A 20,265-nucleotide genomic window follows, 5' to 3' on the forward strand; every position below is an offset into this window, starting at 1 on the left:
CATCCGCCCATCAACGGATCCCACGACATCGTCCCGCGGATTTATTCAGCTACCAATTCCCCCTGTTCCTTCGTTTGCGTTGACCCAGTCACGAAACAAAAACAGCCCGGGCGTTTGTGCGCCCGGGCTGGATTTCACCTGTAAGGAACCAGCCCTTAGAAGGAGCGCTGGAAGCGGAGCATGCCGCCGACGCTGTTCTTCTTGTCGCCACCGGTCCAATTGTAATTGTTTCCGGTACCGTCATTAAATTGGTCGTCAAACCTACCTGCATGCGCGTAGTCGACTTCGGCAGTGACCGTGAAGCCCGGAACAACGTCATAGGCAACGTTCGCTGCAATGCCGAGGTTCTTCCAATCGTCGTACGAGGCTTGCAGATTGAACGAGGTCTTCTCGTTGAACTTGTAGGTGCCGCCGCCCCACACCGCCCAGCTGCCGCCCCACGGCTTGTAGAAGCCGCGACCGCCTGCCGGGTCATCGTAGGATCTATCCTCGAGGTGGTTGGTCGAGCCGTAGCCGCCCATGATGAACAGCGACAGTGCGCTGGAGACGTTCACGTCCAAGCGGACCTTGCCGGACACCGATTCATAGTTGCTGTCGTAAGCAACGACGCCCGTGATCGCACCCCAGCCCTGCGTCCACTTCACACCGCCGACGACGTGCGGAACATAGCTGTCGATCGTGCCGACGCCATAGTAATGCCCGTAATCCTGGTTGCCGCCACCCGAACCTTCTTCGAGCGAGACTATGGCCGAGAAACCGTTGCCGGCGTCAAAGGTGTAGCTGATCAAGTTGGTGTCGAAGCCGCCATAAGGAACCAGCGTATCCTGAATGACGTTGCCCGCGTAGCCGATGAACGTATCGAAGGCCGATTCGTCCTTACCAATGCGGAGACCACCGAGCTGGATCCAGGCGAAGTTCAACGAGATGCCAGTGTTCTCAGCGGCGTTCTCATCGACATCGGCATTGTGGTTTTGGAAATTGATGCGGGTCTCGGTATAGGTCTTCAAGGTGCCGAGCTCGGTTTCCTGGCCGGTCCAGGTCTTCAGCGCGAAGCGAGCATGCTTTTGAAAGGTACCCTGATCCTTGTCGGTCTTGACGTCGCCGGTGCGAGCGCCATCGAACGAGCCGACGTCACCGACGCCGATGTCGTAGCGGATGTAGCCGCCGATGCGCAGGCAGGTTTCGGTGCCGGGGATGTAGAAGTAGCCAGCGCCGTAGACGTCGCAGATCTTGACGTATTCAGCGGGTTCCGGCTCGGCGACGACGACGGCGTCGGCGGCGCGCGCACCGGAAACTGCGATCAGGGCCGCAGCGGAGCCGAGGAGAAGGCTCTTAATGTTCATTTTCTGACCTCCAGTCAAAAGTTAAAAAACGGGTCTGGGTATTCTTTGCTGAAGGACAGCGTTCCCTGCCCCATCCCCACTACCGAAAAAGATGCGCACCGCGCCGCTTCCTCGAAACCGACATTACCCATGAGGCGGCGGCGTTCAACAACGATCGTACCGGCGAAAGGGCTGTCCGGCTGCTATCCCCCGGCGTTGTTGCACAAATGACACGATTTGGCCTCACTCAGAAAGCTCTCGTTAACCATCAGGCCTCCTGCAGCCGCTTATTTCCCGACGAATCCGACAATCCATCGATGGAATCATGGCAGGGCCGCGAGTCACCAGCCAGGGAGTTGCCGCAAAACGGCCGTACCAGGTAACCCGCGGTTCCGGCCCGCTGTTATTTTTCCATATAATGATGCGGGCTTGTTGATTGTGCCGGCGCTTTTCTTTATCCAGCGGCGCAACGGAGAGGTGGCCGAGTGGTCGAAGGCGCTCCCCTGCTAAGGGAGTAGAGGTCAAAAGCTTCTCGTGGGTTCGAATCCCATCCTCTCCGCCACCCTACGCCCTTCGGGCTTCGGGTGGCAGGCCACCCCGGTGCGCTAAGGGCGTAGGGTGTCGCCCGAAGCTACGGAGTAGCATAGGGGGACTATGTGGTACGTCTATTTCCTGCAGCTCCATAATGGTGACGTCTATGTCGGGTCGACAAACGACCTTCGATGCCGGTTCGAATCACATCAATCAGGCTATGTGACATCGACCAAGGCTCATCTGCCTGTCGCCTTGAAGACGTATATTGCGGTCGAAACCGAGGCCAATGCACGGCAGTTGGAGCGGTATTTCAAGACCGGATCGGGCAAGGCTTTTGCTAGCAAGCGATTTTGGCGAACCGAGCCCCGCTGACGGCCCACGATGTTATCTATCTGATATAGAACAAAAAACAGCCATTAGATCTGTTTTTTTCTGAACTCCGCTCTCGATTCTGACTGGAGGTCAGAAAATGAACATTAAGAGCCTTCTCCTCGGCTCCGCTGCGGCCCTGATCGCAGTTTCCGGTGCGCGCGCCGCCGACGCCGTCGTCGTCGCCGAGCCGGAACCCGCTGAATACGTCAAGATCTGCGACGTCTACGGCGCTGGCTACTTCTACATCCCCGGCACCGAAACCTGCCTGCGCATCGGCGGTTATGTCCGTTACGACATCGGCGCTGGCGATGTTGGCGAGTTCACCGGCGCACGCGCCGACGACGTCGTCAACGGCAAGAACCAGGGCACTTACTACAAAGACGCTCGCTTCACGCTGAAGACCTGGACGGGCCAGGAAACCGAACTCGGCACCTTGAAGACCTATACCGAAACGCGCCTGAACTTCCAGAACAGCCCCCTGGACAACGGTAACGATAATAACGCTCACAACAACATCGACCAGCATTTCGCCTGGATCCAGCTTGGCGGCCTGCGTGTAGGCGAAGACGAGTCGGCATTCGACACTTTCGTCGGCTACGCCGGCAACGTCATCAACGACACCATCGTTCCCTACGGCGGGTTCAAGACCGGTGTCGTTCAGTACTACTTCGACGCCGGCAACGGATTCTCGGCAATGGCCTCTCTCGAAGAAGGTTCGGGCGGCGCCGATCAGAGATATGCAAGTTATGGTTACGGCACCGCCACGGTCGACAGCTATGTTCCGCATATCGTCGGCGGCTTGAAGTACACGCAGGGCTGGGGTGATATCGTCGGCGTTGTCGCCTATGACAGCAATTACGAATACGCCTCGGGCAAGGTTCGCGTGGACGTGAACGTTTCCAGTGCACTGTCGCTGTTCGGCATGTTCGGCTACGCCAGCGAGGGAAAGCTTAACGACAACCGCTTCAGCACCGACCCCGACATCTCCTTTGCCAACGGCCGCGGCTTCTACAAGCCGTGGGGTGGCAAATGGGGCTTCTGGGCCGGCGGCACCTACAAGTTCAACGAGAAGGCCTCGTTCAACCTCCAGGTGTCGGGCGATCAGTGGAAGGACTACGGTGTTGCGGCGAACATTGCCTACACCCTCGTTCCCGGCTTCACGATCACGCCCGAAGTTGACTACCAGCACGTTGGTTCGGGCGCGATCGACGCCGGCAACGTTTGGGCTGGCGCCGAGAAGAAGAACGCCGTCGGCGGTATCATTCGCTTCCAGCGTGATTTCTAAGACCAGATATTTCTGGGGAGACAGGAGACCCGGCGGGCAACCGCCGGGTTTTTCTTTTTTGATGCATGCCGGTCCTCCAACGCCACTGCGCACTTTGAGCATGCATCAATTGGCTGCAGCCTCACAGCTTCGTCGTCCTTGGGCGGAGCGTAGCGAAGCCGCAAGGATGCATGCATGAGTTTTGCCGGGGGTGCGGTGGAGCAAGTTCTGCACCGCTGCGGCGCTCTCAGGTAACATCAGAGAGACTCGGGGCAAGCAAGGTCCAGCCCGAAGGATGACGACGGCGCGCTGGCGTAGCATTGGCGATTAAACCAAGCGCCAAACCACCCTATAAAGGGCGTCACTATCGGTCAAACGTCGGCGAGGTCTCCCAACGCTTCAATCAAAGGCTGGATCTCGTTTTCGTAATTCTTCCAGCGCTTCACGGAGGATTTGTAGATCGGCTGACGGACCTGCCAGCGGCTGGGCGTGGTGACCGCCCCTTCCCTATCGAAGAAGCGCAGGCATGCGTCATCCCAGGGCAGGCCGAGATAATCGATGAGCCGGCGCGACTGCGCCTCTTGATCCTCAACAAGTGTCTCATAGCGATTTTCAAAGATACGACCCGGGAAAACCTCGTTCCAGTGACGCATCAAGCGGTCATATTCCCGGTAGTAGAGGCCGAGTGCCCGCAGGTCTGAATTGTAGCTGTGTGCCGAGTTGAAAGGCAGGACAAAGCATGACACGCAATTGTCGATGGCATCCCGGCGGCAGTGAATGATACGGGCATTGGGAAAGAGCAGGGTGAGGAGGCCGATCAATTCGAAATTGTGCGGCATCTTATCCACGATGCGCTGTGCGGTTGGAGCGCGCTCCCTCAAATAAGATAGGTGCTCTTCGGCCAACGTCCTCGACAAGCTTTCAGTGACCGTCGTGACCGGCTTTTTCAAATCGAAAGCCGAGGATTTCAGACCGATCGCGTTGGCTACCCGACTCAGTTTGGTGAGCTCTCCGGCGCCATGGACCTCCGGATGACTGGCGCATATCTGTTCGGTAAGCGTTGTGCCGGAACGCGGCACCCCGACCACGAACACAGGGGCTTCCGAAGAATTGCCGTAGCCGGACCTTTCGGCAAAGAAGTCCGCCGTGAAGGTCTCGATCGATGCGTCAATGAAGCGGCGGTACTGGTCTATGTCAAATCTATAGCCTTCTGCCTGCTTCGCCTTCTTGAAATGGTCGAAGGCTTCCGCATAGCGCTTGAGGTCGTTTTCCACCTTACCGGCGGCGTAGTTGAGACTCGCTTTCGCCGCCGGCTTAATTCCCGGACTCTCCAACTCGCGCAGGATCGGCTGGAGTTCGGCCGGCTCCTCGGTGAATTTTCGGGTCTGCACAAGGTCGTAATAGGCCGCCCCTACGTCGACGCGGCGTTCGATCGCCTCCTTAAGAAAGACGCCGGCCTCGTCCATGCGCCCAAGACCAGTGAGCGCAGCAGCCATGCCGATCCGCGCCTTGGGGTGATTACGGTTAATCTTCAGCGCCTTCTCATAAAGCGGCAAGGCCAAATCGGGTTTGTCGTATTGGGTATAAACACGCCCCAAGGCACACAGTGCCTCTACAAGATCGGGCTGCACTTCCAGGGCATAGCGAATGTGTTTGATCGCAGCGGAAAACTCGCTCAGCTTGCCATAGGCCTCACCGAGGCTAAGATGATAATAGGGGTTTCCAGGCTCCTCGCCGACCGCGCGTGCGAAATAACGCAGGGACGCCTCGTCGTCGTAGCCCAGATAGACGGTGCCCAATATGTAGAGCGCCAGCGGATGGTTTGGCGTGCGCGTCAGCACCTCGAGGCATATGTCCTGGGCCTCGGCCAGCCGCTTGGCCTGTTGATGTTCATACGCCTGCACCAGCAATTGGTCATCAGCCCGCGCACGCGCGTCATTGGCCGCGCGCTCGAGTGGTTTTGCTACTGTCGGATTTGCTTGAGGCAAGCGCGGCTTCGGCGCGGGACCAGACTTGAGGTGTTTTGCCCAGGCGGGTGGCAGACGGTTGTTCATTGAATCTTGCTAGCAAAAAGCCACGAAGGAATCCAGCCTTCTGCACACTCCGCAAGCTTGCGCCCACCTTGTCGCCACGCTAGCAAGAAACTCCCTTTCCACGCGAGCTTCCGCCATGAGCCAACGCCCTTCCCTCACGCCGCTCATCGCAGCGCTTCCCTCGACAGTGCCCTTCGTCGGCCCGGAAGCGCAGGAGCGTGAGCGCGGGCGCGCTTTCCGCGCCCGCATCGGCGCCAATGAGAGCAGCTTTGGACCTTCGCCGCGCGTCATTGCGCGCATGGCCGAGATCGCCCGTGACATGTGGATGTATTGCGATCCCGACAATTACGATCTCAGGGTTGCAGCCGCCGCGCATCACGACATGGCTGTCGACAACGTGGTTGTCGGTGAAGGCATAGACGGCCTGCTCAGCCTGGTGGCGCGCATGTATGTGGCATCAGGCGATGCCGTGGTCACGTCGCTCGGTGCCTATCCGACCTTCAACTTCCATGTTGCCGCCGTCGGCGGAAGGCTGGTCACCGTCCCTTACGAAAACGATCGGGAAAGCCTGGACGGCCTGCTCGCGGCGGTCACTAGGGAAAAGGCGCCGCTGGTCTATCTGTCCAACCCGGACAATCCTATGGGCAGTTGGTGGGAAGCGGACGAGATCATTCGCTTCATCGAAGCGTTGCCGGAAACCACCATGCTGGTGCTCGACGAAGCCTATGGCGAATTGGGGCCGGCCTCTGCCCTGCCGCCGATCGATGTTTCCAGACCGAATGTCATCCGCATGCGAACCTTTTCAAAGGCTTATGGGCTGGCCGGTATACGGTGCGGCTATGCAGTGGCGGAGACGCAAGTGATCCGCGATTTCGAGAAGATCCGCAACCACTACGGCGTCAGCCGCATGGCGCAGATCGCCGGCGTCGAGGCGCTCGCCGACCAGGCCTATCTCGAGACTGTGGTGACGCGGGTGGCGGCCGGGCGCCGGCGCATCGCTGACATCGCCGAGCAGAACGGGCTGGCTCCGCTGGCCTCGGCGACCAATTTCGTCACTATCGACTGCGGCCAGGACGGCGCCTTCGCGCTTAAAGTACTGCAAGGGCTGCTGTCGCGCGACGTGTTCATCCGCAAGCCGATGGTGCCGGTGCTCGACCGTTGCATCCGCGTCAGTGTCGGCCTCGACCACGAACTGGACATTTTTGCCGAGGAGTTGCCCGGCGCGCTGGCAGCAGCACGAGGGAATTAGCGCATTTCGCAGCGTCAGGATGCCGGCGCTCCGCCAAGCAAAGACCTGACTCAGATCAGCATATCTGACAACTCGCTGGCTCCCTCTTCGCCTAAGCCTGTGGTCAAGCCGGCGAGATCGCGATCCATAGCCGCCCGAAGTCCCAAATTCAATGGCATCTCCCCGAGGTCGGTTGCCTTCGCTCGATCCTGCGCCAGACTCTATGCAAGGGAGTGAGCCATGAACGATCGGAAAAGGGCGGCGCAGGCGCGCGTGTACGGCAAGGTGCAAGGCGTCGGCTACAGGATCTGGGCGAGAGGCGAAGCGACAGGGCTTGGGCTGACGGGCTGGGTGCGCAATGAAAGAGACGGCTCGGTAACGGCATGGCTTGCCGGCACCGACGCGGCGGTTTCGGCCATGATCGAACGGCTTTGGCAAGGCCCGGCGGGCGCTTCAGTGTCGTGGATCGACGCGGAAGAGCTCGAGACGTGGAACGAGCCTAGAGACTTCAGAATCGTCGCATAGGCGTATAGTTTTTCAACGGTCTTGAATTAATTGAACGTTTGTTTTATTACTGCCGCCTTAACGAGGCGAGTATGGCGCGCACAATCGGATCCGATGGCGAAAAGACCGAGGCGGCAGTCCGCGAAGCAGCGGTCAACCTGATCGCGCGCTACGGTTACGAGGCGATGTCGATGCGCCAATTGGCGGCCGAGGTCGGCGTCCAGGCCGCCGCACTCTACCGCTATTTCCCGACCAAGGAAGACTTGCTGTTCACCCTGATGCGCGAGCATATGGAAGGGCTTCGCGAGGTCTGGGAACGCGCCCGCCCAGCCGATGCCGATCCGGCAGAACAGCTTGCGGCCTACGTGCGCAACCACATCGCTTTCCATATCGAGCGCCGGCACGCCACGCATGTGTCGAACATGGAGTTGCGCAGCCTGTCTCCCGACAGGCTGACACTGATCCTGCGCATGCGCACGGCCTACGAAAAGGATCTGCGCACGATCCTGCGCGATGGCGCTGAGGCTGGCGTCTTCAGCATTGAGGACACCGGCCTGACGGCCATGGCGCTGATCCAGATGATGACCGGCGTCATCGTCTGGTTTCGCCCGGGCGAGCGGCTGTCGATCGCTGAAGTGACGGCGACATATCTTTCGATGACAATGCGCCTCGTTGGCGCGCACACGGACACCTACAGCGCCGCGCATCCCACCGGACGCGCAAAGGACGCTGTAGCACTGTAATTTCGCGCATGTTCCTTTCCGGAAATCGAAGTCGATTTTCGGGGTCATGCGGCACTGGGGAGGAACGGCATGTACACGAACACGCTCAGCTTCGGGCATGACGAGGACATCGAGGCGCTGCGCGACCTGGTGCGCCGCTTTGCGCAGGACAAGATCGCGCCGATCGCCGGCGACATCGATCGCCAGAACGAATTTCCGGCGCATCTGTGGCGCGAACTCGGTGCGCTCGGCCTGTTGGGCATAACGGCCGATCCCGATTTCGGCGGCAGCGGCATGGGTTATCTCGCTCACGTGATTGCGGTGGAAGAGATTTCCCGCGCGTCGGCGTCGGTCGGCCTCTCCTACGGCGCTCATTCCAATCTCTGCGTCAACCAGATCAACCGCTGGGCAACGCCGACGCAGAAGGAGAAATTCCTGCCGCCGCTGTGCTCGGGCGAGCGGGTCGGCGCGCTGGCAATGTCGGAATCCGGCTCCGGCTCCGACGTTGTCTCGCTCAAGTTGCGCGCCGAAAAGCGCAATGACCGCTATGTGCTCAATGGCACCAAGATGTGGATCACCAACGGACCGGACGCCGAAACGCTGGTCGTCTATGCCAAGACCGATCCGGACCGGAAATCGCGTGGCATCACCGCCTTCATCGTCGAAAAGGCGATGGCCGGATTTTCCGTGGCGCAAAAACTCGACAAGCTCGGCATGCGCGGCTCCAACACCGGGGAACTCGTGTTCGAAAATGTCGAAGTGCCTTTCGACAATGTGCTGCACGAGGAAGGCCGCGGCGTTGAAGTGCTGATGTCGGGCCTCGACTATGAGCGCACCGTGCTTGCCGGCGGCCCGATTGGATTGATGGCGGCGTGCCTCGACGTGGCAATCCCTTACGTTCACGAGCGCAAGCAGTTCGGTCAGCCGATCGGCGAGTTCCAGCTGGTGCAAGGCAAGCTTGCCGACATGTATACGACGATGAACGCCGCGCGCGCCTATGTCTATTCCGTCGCCGCCGCCTGCGATCGCGGCCAGACGACGCGCAAGGATGCGGCCGGGTGTGTGCTGTTTGCCGCCGAAAAGGCGACGCAGATGGCACTCGACGCGCTGCAACTGCTGGGCGGCAATGGCTATATCAATGACTATCCGACAGGACGCCTGCTTCGCGACGCCAAGCTCTACGAGATCGGCGCCGGCACCAGCGAGATCCGCCGCTGGCTGATCGGCCGCGAGATCATGGCGGAGGGGGTGTAGCATGGCCGTCCTGCAGACCCAGATTTCCCCCTCCTCCGACACATTCCGTGCCAATGCCGAGCGCATGCGAGTGCTGGTCAGCGACATTTCTGAGAAGGCGGCAAGCGTCGAGCGTGGCGGCTCGGACGAAGCACGTGAGCGCCACGTCTCGCGCGGAAAACTGTTGCCGCGCGAACGTCTCGCCCAATTGCTCGACACCGGCTCGCCTTTCCTCGAGATCGGCCAGTTCGCTGCGTGGTCGATGTATGGCGAGGAGATTTCGTCGGCCGGGCTGATCGCCGGCGTCGGCCGTGTCGAGGGCACCGAGGTGATGGTCGTTGTCAACGATGCCACGGTGAAGGGCGGCACCTACTACCCGCTGACGGTGAAAAAGCACCTTCGGGCGCAGGAGATCGCGCTGCAGAACAATTTGCCCTGCATCTATCTGGTCGACAGCGGCGGCGCCAACCTGCCCAACCAGGACGAGGTGTTTCCGGATCGCGAGCATTTCGGCCGCATCTTCTACAACCAGGCCAACATGTCGGCTGCCGGCATACCGCAGATCGCCTGCGTCATGGGGTCCTGCACCGCAGGCGGCGCCTATGTGCCGGCGATGTCGGACGAGACGATCATGGTGCGAAACCAGGCGACCATTTTTCTCGGCGGCCCACCGCTGGTGAAGGCAGCCACGGGTGAAGAAGTCAGCGCCGAAGATCTCGGCGGCGCGGAGGTGCATACGCGGCTTTCCGGGGTTGCCGACCATTATGCGCTGGACGACGACCATGCGCTCGCCATCTGCCGTCGCATCGTCAAAAACCTGAATCGGAACAAGAAAGTAAGCCTAAACTTACAGAAGGCGATTCCGCCACTTCATCCGGCGGACGAACTCTACGGCGTCGTGCCGACGGACCTGCGTCAGCCTTATGACGTGCGCGAGGTAATCGCGCGCCTTGTCGACGGTTCCGAATTCGACGAGTTCAAGCAGAACTACGGCACCACGCTGATTACCGGCTTTGCCCATCTCCATGGCATGCCGGCCGGCATCATCGCCAACAACGGCGTCCTGTTTTCCGAAAGCGCGCTGAAGGGCGCACACTTCATCGAGCTGTGCTGCCAGCGCAGGATCCCGCTGGTCTTCCTGCAGAACATCACTGGTTTCATGGTCGGCAGGAGATACGAAGCCGGCGGCATCGCCAAGGACGGCGCCAAGCTGGTGATGGCTGTCGCCACCGCCAGGGTGCCGAAGGTGACCGTCATCATCGGCGGTTCGTTCGGCGCCGGCAATTACGGCATGTGCGGCCGCGCCTACTCGCCGCGCTTCCTGTGGATGTGGCCGAACGCCCGCATCTCGGTGATGGGCGGCGAACAGGCGGCAACGGTGCTGGCCATGGTCAAGCGCGAAGGCATCGAGCGCAAGGGTGGGGAATGGAGCGCCGAGGAAGAGGCGAAATTCAAGAAGCCGATCCTGATGAAATATGAACACGAGGGCCATCCGCTCTACTCGTCCGCGCGCCTGTGGGATGACGGCATCATCGACCCGGCGAAGACGCGCGACGTGCTGGCGCTCAGCCTGTCGGCCGCACTCAACGCCGAGATCGAGGACACGCGCTTCGGCGTGTTCAGGATGTGAGATGAACGCTCGTCCGCGGATCGAGGTTCATACCGGCGACATCACCAAACTGGCGGTCGATGCCGTCGTCAACGCCGCCAACACCTCGCTGCTCGGTGGCGGCGGGGTCGATGGCGCCATCCATCGCGCGGCGGGTCGCGAGCTCGAGTTCGAATGCCGCATGCTGAATGGCTGCAAGGTCGGCGACGCCAAGATCACCAAGGGCTACAAACTGCCGGCTCGACATATCATCCACACGGTCGGGCCGGTCTGGCAGGGCGGCGGCAAGGGCGAAGCCGAGTTGCTGGCGTCCTGCTATCGCAGGTCGCTGGAACTCGCGGCCGCCAATGATTGCCGCTCGGTGGCGTTTCCGGCGATCTCGACCGGTGTTTACCGCTACCCGAAAGATGCCGCGACTGAGATCGCCGTCGGCACGGTCAACAAGTTCGTCGAAGAGAAAGCAATGCCGGAGACCGTCATTTTCTGCTGCTTTGATGAGCAAATGGCAGAACTATACCGGCGCGCCATTGCTGCGCGGCGAAAAGGCTGAACTGTATGGACCAACCGATTCATCAGCAAAGGCAAACTCGAATCCCCGCCAACGAACTGGCGGCGAGGCAAAATGTTCGCTACTGCTTGTCCTGCGCAATGCAATGGGGACAGGACGAAGATGAAGCTGAAACATTGCCGGGGGACGGCCGTCCCGATACTTGCAAGTCTACTAATATTCGCAACGGCTGGCGCCAGCCCGGCCGAATCGCTCGCAGGAAGCAAGGGGCACGTCCGCTTCCCGGTCTTTCGATCGCCGGGAACGACAGGAGGCTGCGGCAAGAATTACGACCGATATATTGCAGCGCGCGGCCATTCCGCCTACGCAATGACCCCCTTCAATTGGTCGGCGGAATACACGATGTGCGGTGTCTCTCTAAATGCACCGTCGCAGCAAGCGGCGGAGGCCAAAGCATTGGAATTGTGCAAATCGGGCCTGAAAAAGTGGAAGGTTTCCACAGCCGGAGCGTGCAGTGTCGCTGCTTCGAAATAGGGTTCAGACAGCAAGCATCTTCCCGGGGGGAACAGAATGAAAACGACGAATTCCAGGCGACCAGCCATCGCGATACTGTGCGGGTTGTTCATGATTACCTCGCCCGGCATCAGCATTGCCGGGTCGCTGGCGGGCAGCGAGGGAGACAAGCGTTTCCCACCGGCTTTGAATGGCGATCCAAAATCGCCATGCACCAAGGCCTACAAGGCCTATGTCGCCGCCAGCGGCCATTCCGCCTATGCCACCACGCCGTATACCAGGGTGATGTCCCTTTATATTCTATGCGGCTCAAGCCTGAATGCGCCGTCGCAGAAGGTCGCCGAGGCGGCTGCGATGAAATCCTGCGTGGCCACACGTGCGCACTACAAGGTGACCAACGGCGGCGGCTGCGAGATCGCCGCGTCCAAATAGGCTGGCGCCTGCCGAACAGGTGCCGCCCGTCACAAAACCGGGAGGCTCCATGTTCACCAAAATCCTGATCGCCAATCGGGGCGAGATTGCTTGCCGTGTCATTCGCACGGCCCGCAAGCTCGGCGTGCACACCGTTGCCGTCTATTCGGATGCCGACGCGAAATCCCTGCATGTCGAGATGGCCGACGAGGCTGTTCACATCGGCCCCTCGCCGGTCGGCGAGAGTTATCTGCGCGGCGACAAGATCGTCGCGGCGGCGCTCGCGACGGGGGCGCAGGCGATCCATCCGGGTTACGGCTTCCTGTCGGAAAATCCTGATTTCGTCGACCAAGTGGTGGCGGCAGGGCTTATCTTCATCGGCCCGTCGGCGGCCTCGATCCGCGCCATGGGACTGAAGGACGCCGCCAAGCGGCTGATGGAAAAGGCCGGTGTGCCGGTGGTGCCGGGCTATCATGGCGAGGCGCAGGAGATCGTGCTGCTGGCATCCAAGGCGCGCGAGATCGGCTATCCCGTATTGATCAAGGCGCGCGCCGGCGGTGGCGGCAAGGGCATGCGCCGTGTCGAACATCCCGACGAGTTTTCCGAGGCGCTTTCCAGCGCCCGGCGAGAGGCGAAGGCTGCTTTCGGCGACGACCGCGTGCTGGTCGAAAAATATGTCGACAAGCCGCGGCACATCGAAGTGCAGGTGTTCGGCGACAATTTCGGCGATGCGGTGCATCTCTATGAACGCGACTGCTCCGCACAACGCCGCCACCAGAAGGTGATCGAGGAAGCGCCCGCCCCCGGCATGACGGCGGCTTTGCGCAAGGCAATGACGGAAGCGGCCGTGAAGGCCGCCAAGGCGATCAACTATTCCGGCGCCGGCACCATCGAATTCATCGTCGATGCCTCGCAAGGCCTGAAAGTCGACCGCTTCTGGTTCATGGAAATGAACACTCGCCTGCAGGTCGAGCATCCGGTCACCGAGATGGTCACTGGCACCGATCTGGTCGAATGGCAGTTGCGGGTCGCCAGCGGCGAGAAGCTGCCGAAGACGCAGAGCGAAATCACCCTTGCCGGCCACGCCTTCGAGGCGCGCATCTATGCGGAGGACGCGGCAAAGGGGTTCCTGCCGGCAACGGGTACGCTGCATCATCTGAAGTTTCCCGAGACGGCACCCGACGCGACCACCATGCGCATCGAGACCGGCGTGCGAGCCGGCGATGCCATCTCGCCCTACTACGATCCGATGATCGCCAAGCTGGTCGTCCATGCCAAGGACAGGCAAGCGGCGCTGGAAGCTCTTGGCGCGGCCCTATCGCGAACCGAGATCGCCGGGTCCACCGTCAACACCGCCTTTCTTGCCGCTCTTGCCGCCGATCCGGATTTTTGTACTGGTGACGTCGATACCGGCCTGATCGGCCGACATCAGGTGGCACTGACCGAGGTCGCACCACCAACCGGCGAGATCATCTCGGCAGCCGCGCTGGCCGCCTCCGGTGCAGAAGCATTGCCGCCATCGAACGATCCATGGTCGTCGCTTTCCGGCTACGCCCATTTCCACGGCGTGGCGCGGCGCACGCGGCTGAAGTTCGGCGAGGCCGATATTGCGGCAAAGGTTTCGGTGCGGCCGGACGGGCGCTTCCAGGTGGCGGTCGATGGACCCTATGACAACGCCAATGCGCATGACTTGCGCGCTGTTCCGCGCCTCGCCCGCTGGCCGGGCCACATCACGGTGTTCGAAGGCGCCATCGGCTATACGTTCGCGGTGCCGGACCCCTTGGCCAGAACCGACGAAGCCGCAGCCGCCGCCGGCAGCCTGCGCGCGCCGATGCCCGGTCTGGTCAAGCTGGTGCGCGCGGCCAAAGGCGACACGGTAATCAAGGGACAACCTCTGCTGATCCTAGAGGCCATGAAAATGGAACACACCATCGCCGCCCCACATGACGGGGTAATTGCCGAGATCGCGACCGAAGGGGCGCAAGTCACCGACGGGACCGTGCTGGTACGGTTCGTCGAGGACCAGAGCGCCTCGATGCCTGTCACGAACTGACAACTGGAATCGGACGATCGCAAAGAAAAATGGCCGGGACAAACCCGGCCATTTTCCTGGATTATCTCATCGCTGAGATTACTGCGCGATCGGCGCGTATTTGCCGTCATGCCACTGGTTGATGTCGTAGCTGGCATTCTTGAGGTCGCCCTTCTCGTCGAAGGTGACGTCGCCGACAACGGTGCTGATCGGCGTGCCGTTCTTCAACGCTTCGGCTACCTTGCCCGGATCGTCGCTGCCGGCGCGCTTGATGCCTTCGGCGAAAGCCTGGACCACCGCGTAGGAGAACAGCGTGAAGCCTTCCGGCACGAAGCCGCCGGCCTTGATCTTCTCGACGGCTGCCTTGGCTTCCGGCTTTGCCTGCGGATCCGACGGGAACACGAACATGGTGCCCTCGCCGGCCGGACCAGCAACCTGCCAGAATTCCGGCGAAGCGATGGAGTCCGGCATGATCAGCTGGAACTTCAGGTTCTGTTCGGCCGACTGACGCAGGATCAGGCCAGCTTCGGGATGGTAGCCGCCGAAATAGACGACGTCGGCCTTCAGATCCTTGAGCTTGGTGACGAGCGCCGAATAGTCCTTCTCGCCGGGGTTGATGGCGTCATAGTAGACTTCCTTGAGGCCGCCGGCATTCATTGTCGCCCTGACGGCATCAGCCACGCCCTGGCCGTAGGCGCTCTTGTCGTGCAGGACGACGACGTTCTTGCCGGCATATTTCTTGGCGATCCACGGGCCGATGAAGGCGCCCTGCGCATCGTCACGCGTATAGAGACGCATGATCGTCGGCCAGCCGGCCTTGGCGGCCGCGTCGGTCAGCACCGGGTTCGAGGAAGCCGGGCTCATCATCAGGAAGCCTGCTTCGGCATAGACGGCCGAGGCAGGGATGCTCGAACCCGAGCAGGCGTGTCCATCGATGAACTTGGTGCCATTGGCGACAATGCGGTTGGCCACCGAAACAGCCTGCTTGGGATCGCACTGGTCGTCCTCGATGTCGAGCTTGATCATCGAGCCGTTGACGCCGCCCGCGGCGTTGATGGCGTCGGCTGCGGCCTGTGCGCCCTGCTTGAACTGATCGCCGATCGTGGCGAGCTGTCCGGTCATCGGGCCGACCACCGAAACGGTGATGTCGTCGGCGAAAGCGACGGGCGCACTCATCATCAGGCCGAAAATGGCCGCGCTCAAAATACTCATTCTTTTCATGACAATAGAACTCCTCCACTCACGCGCGGCCGCCCCGGCCGCGCTTCTTCCAGAGAGGCGGGACAATTTCATCCTTCATTGGGCCTGTCTAGGCGCATCGGCACCGCTCGATTGGGCCTGCAAGGCGTCATCCACGCAAAAAAGCCACGCCAGCCTTGTTCCGGCTGGTCGTGGCTTTTTTGCCTGTCGGGCTGTTTCCCCAGCGCCCCCGCGCCGCGAACCCAACGGCGCCTTCCCTGTCTTCCCTTTGACCGTGATCTTTTCCGATTTTCGGGATCATGGTCTATCGCGCGGCTTGGACGTGTGCGACCTGCCGCATTCTTGTTGTTGATGGCCTTTGGCCTGGCTGTCTGCGCAGCCTTGTCCCTGTTTTGGCCCGACCGTCTGGAGCGGTCTTGGCCATAGCGTCCCCGTCTGACGAAAACTCAGTGCATGGTCATCCATTCGCGGGCTTCGCGCAGCGCCTTGGCGATCTCGACCTTCGACATGGCAGCCGACAGTTCCGAGCGCAGTTCCGCGGCGCGGGCCGAACCCTTGATGGCGGCGATGTTGAACCATTTGTGGGCGGCAACGACGTCGGTCTCGCAGTCGCGGCCGGTCGCATACATCATGCCCAGTTCGAAAAGAATGTCGGCCTGGGCAGTTGCCCCCATGGCGCCGAAACCTGCTTCAAGCATTTCAAAACGTGCCATTTCAGTCCCCTGTTTGTTGCCCCTGTCAGGCTCCCGAGAGCTGCCTTCTTTCGTTCTCGTCGGCTGCTCTTCCGATGCTTTCGAGAATGCCGCGCAGGCTTGAATCCGTCGTTAAATGGCGTGCTTAATTTGAGGAAAACAAAGCTAAAACAAGAGGTAAACACGGAAATTCGTTAAGGATACGAAGCCAGCAATTCGGCTGATTTTCGCCAAATTTGACGAAAATTTGCGAGGGCAAAATCAACACTCCGCTAACCCTAGGAAACAAACACGATGCGCCGATCGTTTTCATTTCCTCGTCGACAGTGCGAATTCAGGCGCCTTCAAAATCCCAAACTCTTCCGTTGCGGCACCGCTTTTGTTTTGCCTGGACCTGGATTAGCTTACGTTTGCGTAAGCGGCAGACCGGCGAGGCGGAGAGTTCGGCCGGCTATCCAAGGGAGCAAGACATGTTTCGAAAAGTCAGCCTGGCTCTTGCAGCCACATTGATGATGGCGGGTGTGGCGTGGGCCGATCCGATCGAGGGCAACTGGAAGACGCAAGCCGGCGATACCGCGGCGATTTCAGGCAGCGGCTCGTTTTCCATCACGCTCAAATCAGGAAAATATGCCGGCAAGACCATCGGCTCGCTGAAGGCTGCCGGCGACAACAAATATGCCGGCAGCATCACCGATCCGGCGAACGACAAGACCTATTCCGGCAAGGCGACATTGTCGGGCACCTCGCTCAAGATGAGCGGTTGCGTGCTTGGCGGGCTGATCTGCAAGAGCCAAACCTGGCACAAACTTTAATTCTGCAGAGTGATATCGGGCGGTCTTCCAAGGCGACAAAGGGAGACCGCCCGGCCATGCTACAGCCACGAGACCTAAAGGGACGCCGCGCGATCTCCTATGCTCGTTGGAGTTCCGGTAAGCAGGCCAGCGGCGACGCCTTGCGCAACACTGTGGACACAAGATCAAGCCGCAGCGAAACGGAGCCCTGTTAGGTTGTTGGACTCATATATATATTTAAATTTATCAGAAACGATTATGTCGAATCTAGCGACAAAGGGATCGCTCAACCTAAAGACATCGAGATCGGTTGAAAACCCTTCTTTCAATTTCAAATCAAAAATCCTAGATATATCACCGCCATCATATTCATATTTTTCATAGTTAGACCTTAAAAAGTCGAAGCCATCCACCTCTTCCATGGGAACATATATTTCTAGATCGTATTTGTCAGTTTTTGCTGTGTAGAATTTGTGGCGCCTCTGTAAAATTATCGGTCCAAACAGCTCGAATATTTCGCGCCTTGCAAAAAATCCACTCTTGATAGAGGTCGCGACGAAATCTCCGATAGGGAGGGGCCGCTGTTTGTCAAACCGGAATTGCAACTTGCTTTGGTCGATATCCCTCGCACCTTCCATTTCTAGAAAATCTTGCGGTCCGTAGTCATTCCCCCAATCACCAAGGATGGCATAATTTCTGGAATCTTGGTGGGTTCGCCAATATAACATCATAGCCCCTTAGAATTGAGTTCTACCAGCGTCGACGTCGTGCGCCCAGGTGAGAACATGCGCCCCCTGCTAATCCCAGTGCTTCCCCCGGTAAACCTTCATCGTGATCACGGCGCTCTCCCTCAAGGGTCCCTCAGGTAGCGGACCTTTCTTAGAAAAATTCGTATCCCCAAATGATAGAGAGGGGTAGCCCCAGTCCCCCGTGGGGCCCCCTCTCGGTGCGGGAGATACTGTGGCAACCGGCGTTTGTTTGAGACGGCGGTGCCTTTTATCGGCACTGAATCACTGGCAGCAAACCGTGCTTCCAGCTATGCGTCCAACACATTCCGTAAAATAAAAGCTAATTCTGGCACAAGCTCTGATCGGCCATTCCTTCCAAGTAATCTCAAAGCGGGGCCAGCGGGCCCCGTTTTCGTTTCTTCGACATGTCGAGCAACAATGCTCTTGCCTTGCTGCCATACAGGCCCGAGCGATCCTCAGTTAGATCCCGTCAATCAATTTGAACCGCAGATGAACGCCGGCATCAGAGCCGGTTCAGAGGCGTTGGGGCAGTCTCGTGCGTGTTGAAGGAGACACGACCCCAATGCTTGCTCGCCGCTTCACCATCGTCTGCCTGCTGATGAGCCTGTTTGGAATGTTCTTCGCCATCCTCGTCGCCGAAGCAGGCCGTTCGCCTCGCTCCTGGGACGAGGCCAGTTCCAGAACCTGCCGCCTCGCTTGCCCCACCCATCTTCGCAACTGAACAAAGACCCGACGTCTCGAAAAGAAAAGCACAGACATCATGAGCCGCATCGCTGCCAACACTCTCAAGACTCTTCGGCTTCTGCCGCGGGCGGCATTTATCCTGATGCTTTTGGCCGCTCCGGTGCTGGCTGTTCCGATGATGCGCGCCGATACCGGCTCGACGATCGAGGCGCCAGCCTTGAAGAACTCCGGCGTGGGTTTCGTTCTGCTGGTCAGCCTGCAGCGGGGATAAAGAAAAATGGCGCTTTGGGCGCCTTCGGCCGCGAGCCCCCTCCCAACCGCTCATCCGAGTCTCTATATTGAGCCATGGAAAAGCGAATCTACCCCCAAGCCATCGAATCCGTCGTCATGCCCGAGCCTTTTGGCCGGCAAAGCTTCGACAACGCCGAAAAAGCCGTCGCCGCACTGCAGGTTCTCTACGACCGCAACACCAAGTTCCTGCGCGACTCTTTCGCGGAACTGGCGGCAGCCGGCGGTGACAACGGCAAGCGCTACCGCGCCTTCTATCCAGAGATCGGCGTCACCACCAATTCATTCACCCAGATCGATTCGCGGCAGGCCTATGGGCACATGCCGACGCCGGGACATTTTTCGACCACGATTACCCAGCCGGATCTGTTCGAGAGCTACCTGATCGAGCAGTTGCGCCTGATCATGCGCAATCATGGTGTCGCGGTCACCGTTTCGGAATCAACGACGCCAATCCCACTGCATTTCGCCTTTCTCGAAGGTACCCATGTCGACGGCGCGGCGGCCGAACGCATCAAGCGGCCGATCCGCGACCTGTTCGACGTGCCGGACCTCGACGGCACCGATGATCAGATCGCCAACGGTACATTCGAAGTGGCCTTCGGCGAACCGAGGCCGCTGGCGCCGTTCACGGCGCAGCGCATCGACTATTCGCTGCACCGCCTGTCGCATTATACGGCGACCACGCCGCAGCATTTCCAGAACTTCGTGCTGTTCACCAATTACCAGTTCTACATCGACGAATTCGTCGCCCGCGCTCGCGTGCAGATGGCGGAAGGCGGCGGTGGATATTCCGAGTTCGTCGAACCGGGCAATGTCATCACCAAGGCCGGAGAAAGCGCACCCAGTTCAGGTGTGGCAGCGCCGCGCCTGCCGCAGATGCCGGCCTATCATCTGAAGAAGCCCGGCCATGGCGGCATCACCATGGTCAATATCGGTGTCGGCCCTTCGAACGCCAAGACGATCACAGACCACATCGCCGTGCTGAGGCCGCATGCCTGGGTGATGCTCGGCCACTGCGCCGGACTGCGCAACACCCAGGCGCTCGGCGACTATGTGCTGGCACATGCCTATGTGCGCGAGGATCACGTGCTGGATGACGATCTTCCGGTCTGGGTGCCGATCCCGCCGCTGGCCGAGATCCAGGTGGCGCTGCAGGAGGCGGTTGCCGAAGTCACCGGCCTGTCCGGCTATGATCTGAAGCGCATCATGCGCACCGGCACCGTCGCCACCATCGATAACCGCAACTGGGAACTGCGTGACCAGCGCGGACCGGTGCAGCGCCTGTCGCAGTCACGCGCCATCGCGCTCGACATGGAATCAGCGACCATCGCCGCCAATGGTTTCCGCTTCCGCGTGCCCTACGGCACGCTGCTGTGCGTTTCCGACAAGCCTTTGCATGGCGAGTTGAAGCTGCCCGGCATGGCGACCGAGTTCTACAAACGCCAGGTGGCGCAGCACCTGACCATCGGAATCAAGGCGATGGAGAAGCTCTCGGAAATGCCGATGGAACGGCTGCATTCGCGCAAGCTCAGGAGCTTTTCGGAGACGGCGTTCCAGTAGGCGGCTGCGAAGC

20 protein-coding genes and 1 tRNA gene are annotated in these 20,265 nt (G+C 60.1%); 15 read left to right on the forward strand and 6 right to left on the reverse strand.

Annotated features, from left to right (window positions below; translation table 11 throughout):
- Positions 1–155: 155 nt before the first annotated feature.
- Positions 156–1,343 (reverse strand): porin, encoded by a 1,188-nt coding sequence (locus EB235_RS26695; RefSeq protein ID WP_027034400.1) that lies wholly within the window; start codon positions 1,341–1,343, stop codon positions 156–158.
- Between the two features lie 450 nt (positions 1,344–1,793).
- Between EB235_RS26695 and EB235_RS26700 the strand changes: the two genes are divergently transcribed.
- The 3 genes from EB235_RS26700 to EB235_RS26710 all read left to right on the forward strand — a co-directional run bounded on the left by EB235_RS26700 (position 1,794) and on the right by EB235_RS26710 (position 3,513).
- Positions 1,794–1,884, forward strand: a tRNA-Ser gene (locus tag EB235_RS26700).
- Positions 1,885–1,976: 92 nt separating this feature from the next.
- A complete protein-coding gene (locus EB235_RS26705; protein ID WP_027034399.1) occupies positions 1,977–2,228 on the forward strand; it encodes a GIY-YIG nuclease family protein in 252 nt (83 codons plus the stop codon).
- Positions 2,229–2,325: 97 nt separating this feature from the next.
- The gene (locus EB235_RS26710) at positions 2,326–3,513 is read left to right on the forward strand and encodes a porin (protein WP_027034398.1); all 1,188 of its coding nucleotides are present in this window, start codon (positions 2,326–2,328) and stop codon (positions 3,511–3,513) included.
- Positions 3,514–3,863: 350 nt separating this feature from the next.
- Here the strand turns inward: EB235_RS26710 and EB235_RS26715 are convergent, their stop codons facing one another.
- Positions 3,864–5,546, reverse strand: a complete 1,683-nt coding sequence (locus tag EB235_RS26715; protein ID WP_027034397.1) for a tetratricopeptide repeat-containing sulfotransferase family protein — start codon at positions 5,544–5,546, stop codon at positions 3,864–3,866.
- A gap of 115 nt (positions 5,547–5,661) precedes the next feature.
- Here EB235_RS26715 and EB235_RS26720 point away from each other — a divergent pair, with 115 nt between their 5' ends.
- The 6 genes from EB235_RS26720 (at position 5,662) to EB235_RS26745 (ending at position 11,371) form a co-directional block, all read left to right on the forward strand.
- The gene (locus EB235_RS26720) at positions 5,662–6,774 is read left to right on the forward strand and encodes a pyridoxal phosphate-dependent aminotransferase (RefSeq protein ID WP_027034396.1); all 1,113 of its coding nucleotides are present in this window, start codon (positions 5,662–5,664) and stop codon (positions 6,772–6,774) included.
- A gap of 219 nt (positions 6,775–6,993) precedes the next feature.
- Positions 6,994–7,278, forward strand: a complete 285-nt coding sequence (locus EB235_RS26725; RefSeq protein ID WP_027034395.1) for an acylphosphatase — start codon at positions 6,994–6,996, stop codon at positions 7,276–7,278.
- A 71-nt stretch (positions 7,279–7,349) separates the two neighbouring features.
- A complete protein-coding gene (locus EB235_RS26730) occupies positions 7,350–8,000 on the forward strand; it encodes a TetR/AcrR family transcriptional regulator (protein ID WP_027034394.1) in 651 nt (216 codons plus the stop codon).
- 69 nt (positions 8,001–8,069) lie between these two features.
- A complete protein-coding gene (locus tag EB235_RS26735) occupies positions 8,070–9,233 on the forward strand; it encodes an isovaleryl-CoA dehydrogenase (protein WP_027034393.1) in 1,164 nt (387 codons plus the stop codon).
- 1 nt (position 9,234) lies between these two features.
- Positions 9,235–10,842 carry a carboxyl transferase domain-containing protein gene (locus tag EB235_RS26740; RefSeq protein ID WP_027034392.1) on the forward strand — a complete coding sequence of 536 codons (1,608 nt, stop codon included), beginning with the start codon at positions 9,235–9,237 and terminating at the stop codon, positions 10,840–10,842.
- A 1-nt stretch (position 10,843) separates the two neighbouring features.
- Positions 10,844–11,371, forward strand: a complete 528-nt coding sequence (locus EB235_RS26745; RefSeq protein ID WP_027034391.1) for an O-acetyl-ADP-ribose deacetylase — start codon at positions 10,844–10,846, stop codon at positions 11,369–11,371.
- Between the two features lie 320 nt (positions 11,372–11,691).
- On the opposite strand, the gene EB235_RS26750 is transcribed toward EB235_RS26745, so the two are convergent.
- The gene (locus tag EB235_RS26750; RefSeq protein ID WP_155256495.1) at positions 11,692–11,955 is read right to left on the reverse strand and encodes a hypothetical protein; all 264 of its coding nucleotides are present in this window, start codon (positions 11,953–11,955) and stop codon (positions 11,692–11,694) included.
- Between EB235_RS26750 and EB235_RS26755 the strand changes: the two genes are divergently transcribed.
- Both EB235_RS26755 and EB235_RS26760 read left to right on the forward strand, forming a co-directional pair.
- A complete protein-coding gene (locus EB235_RS26755; protein ID WP_245268932.1) occupies positions 11,954–12,274 on the forward strand; it encodes a hypothetical protein in 321 nt (106 codons plus the stop codon). The genes EB235_RS26750 and EB235_RS26755 overlap by 2 nt on opposite strands.
- Positions 12,275–12,323: 49 nt before the next feature.
- Positions 12,324–14,306, forward strand: coding sequence for an acetyl/propionyl/methylcrotonyl-CoA carboxylase subunit alpha (locus tag EB235_RS26760; protein WP_027034389.1), 1,983 nt, complete (start codon positions 12,324–12,326; stop codon positions 14,304–14,306).
- A gap of 78 nt (positions 14,307–14,384) precedes the next feature.
- Here the strand turns inward: EB235_RS26760 and EB235_RS26765 are convergent, their stop codons facing one another.
- Both EB235_RS26765 and EB235_RS26770 read right to left on the reverse strand, forming a co-directional pair.
- Positions 14,385–15,506: a branched-chain amino acid ABC transporter substrate-binding protein gene (locus EB235_RS26765; protein WP_027034388.1), complete on the reverse strand. Its 1,122-nt coding sequence runs from the start codon at positions 15,504–15,506 to the stop codon at positions 14,385–14,387.
- A 425-nt stretch (positions 15,507–15,931) separates the two neighbouring features.
- Positions 15,932–16,198, reverse strand: coding sequence for a sel1 repeat family protein (locus EB235_RS26770; protein WP_010915070.1), 267 nt, complete (start codon positions 16,196–16,198; stop codon positions 15,932–15,934).
- 449 nt (positions 16,199–16,647) lie between these two features.
- Between EB235_RS26770 and EB235_RS26775 the strand changes: the two genes are divergently transcribed.
- A complete protein-coding gene (locus EB235_RS26775; RefSeq protein WP_027034387.1) occupies positions 16,648–16,989 on the forward strand; it encodes a DUF2147 domain-containing protein in 342 nt (113 codons plus the stop codon).
- A gap of 164 nt (positions 16,990–17,153) precedes the next feature.
- On the opposite strand, the gene EB235_RS26780 is transcribed toward EB235_RS26775, so the two are convergent.
- Positions 17,154–17,696, reverse strand: coding sequence for a hypothetical protein (locus tag EB235_RS26780; RefSeq protein ID WP_155256494.1), 543 nt, complete (start codon positions 17,694–17,696; stop codon positions 17,154–17,156).
- 583 nt (positions 17,697–18,279) lie between these two features.
- Between EB235_RS26780 and EB235_RS26785 the strand changes: the two genes are divergently transcribed.
- The 3 genes from EB235_RS26785 (at position 18,280) to EB235_RS26795 (ending at position 20,252) form a co-directional block, all read left to right on the forward strand.
- Complete coding sequence (locus tag EB235_RS26785; RefSeq protein WP_167334910.1) at positions 18,280–18,438, forward strand: hypothetical protein; 159 nt, start codon at positions 18,280–18,282, stop codon at positions 18,436–18,438.
- A 39-nt stretch (positions 18,439–18,477) separates the two neighbouring features.
- Positions 18,478–18,672, forward strand: coding sequence for a hypothetical protein (locus tag EB235_RS26790; RefSeq protein WP_027034385.1), 195 nt, complete (start codon positions 18,478–18,480; stop codon positions 18,670–18,672).
- A 116-nt stretch (positions 18,673–18,788) separates the two neighbouring features.
- Complete coding sequence (locus EB235_RS26795; protein WP_245268987.1) at positions 18,789–20,252, forward strand: AMP nucleosidase; 1,464 nt, start codon at positions 18,789–18,791, stop codon at positions 20,250–20,252.
- The last annotated feature ends 13 nt before the right edge of the window (positions 20,253–20,265 follow it).

Source organism: Mesorhizobium loti R88b (assembly GCF_013170845.1).
Classification (GTDB): Bacteria; Pseudomonadota; Alphaproteobacteria; order Rhizobiales; family Rhizobiaceae; genus Mesorhizobium; species Mesorhizobium loti_B.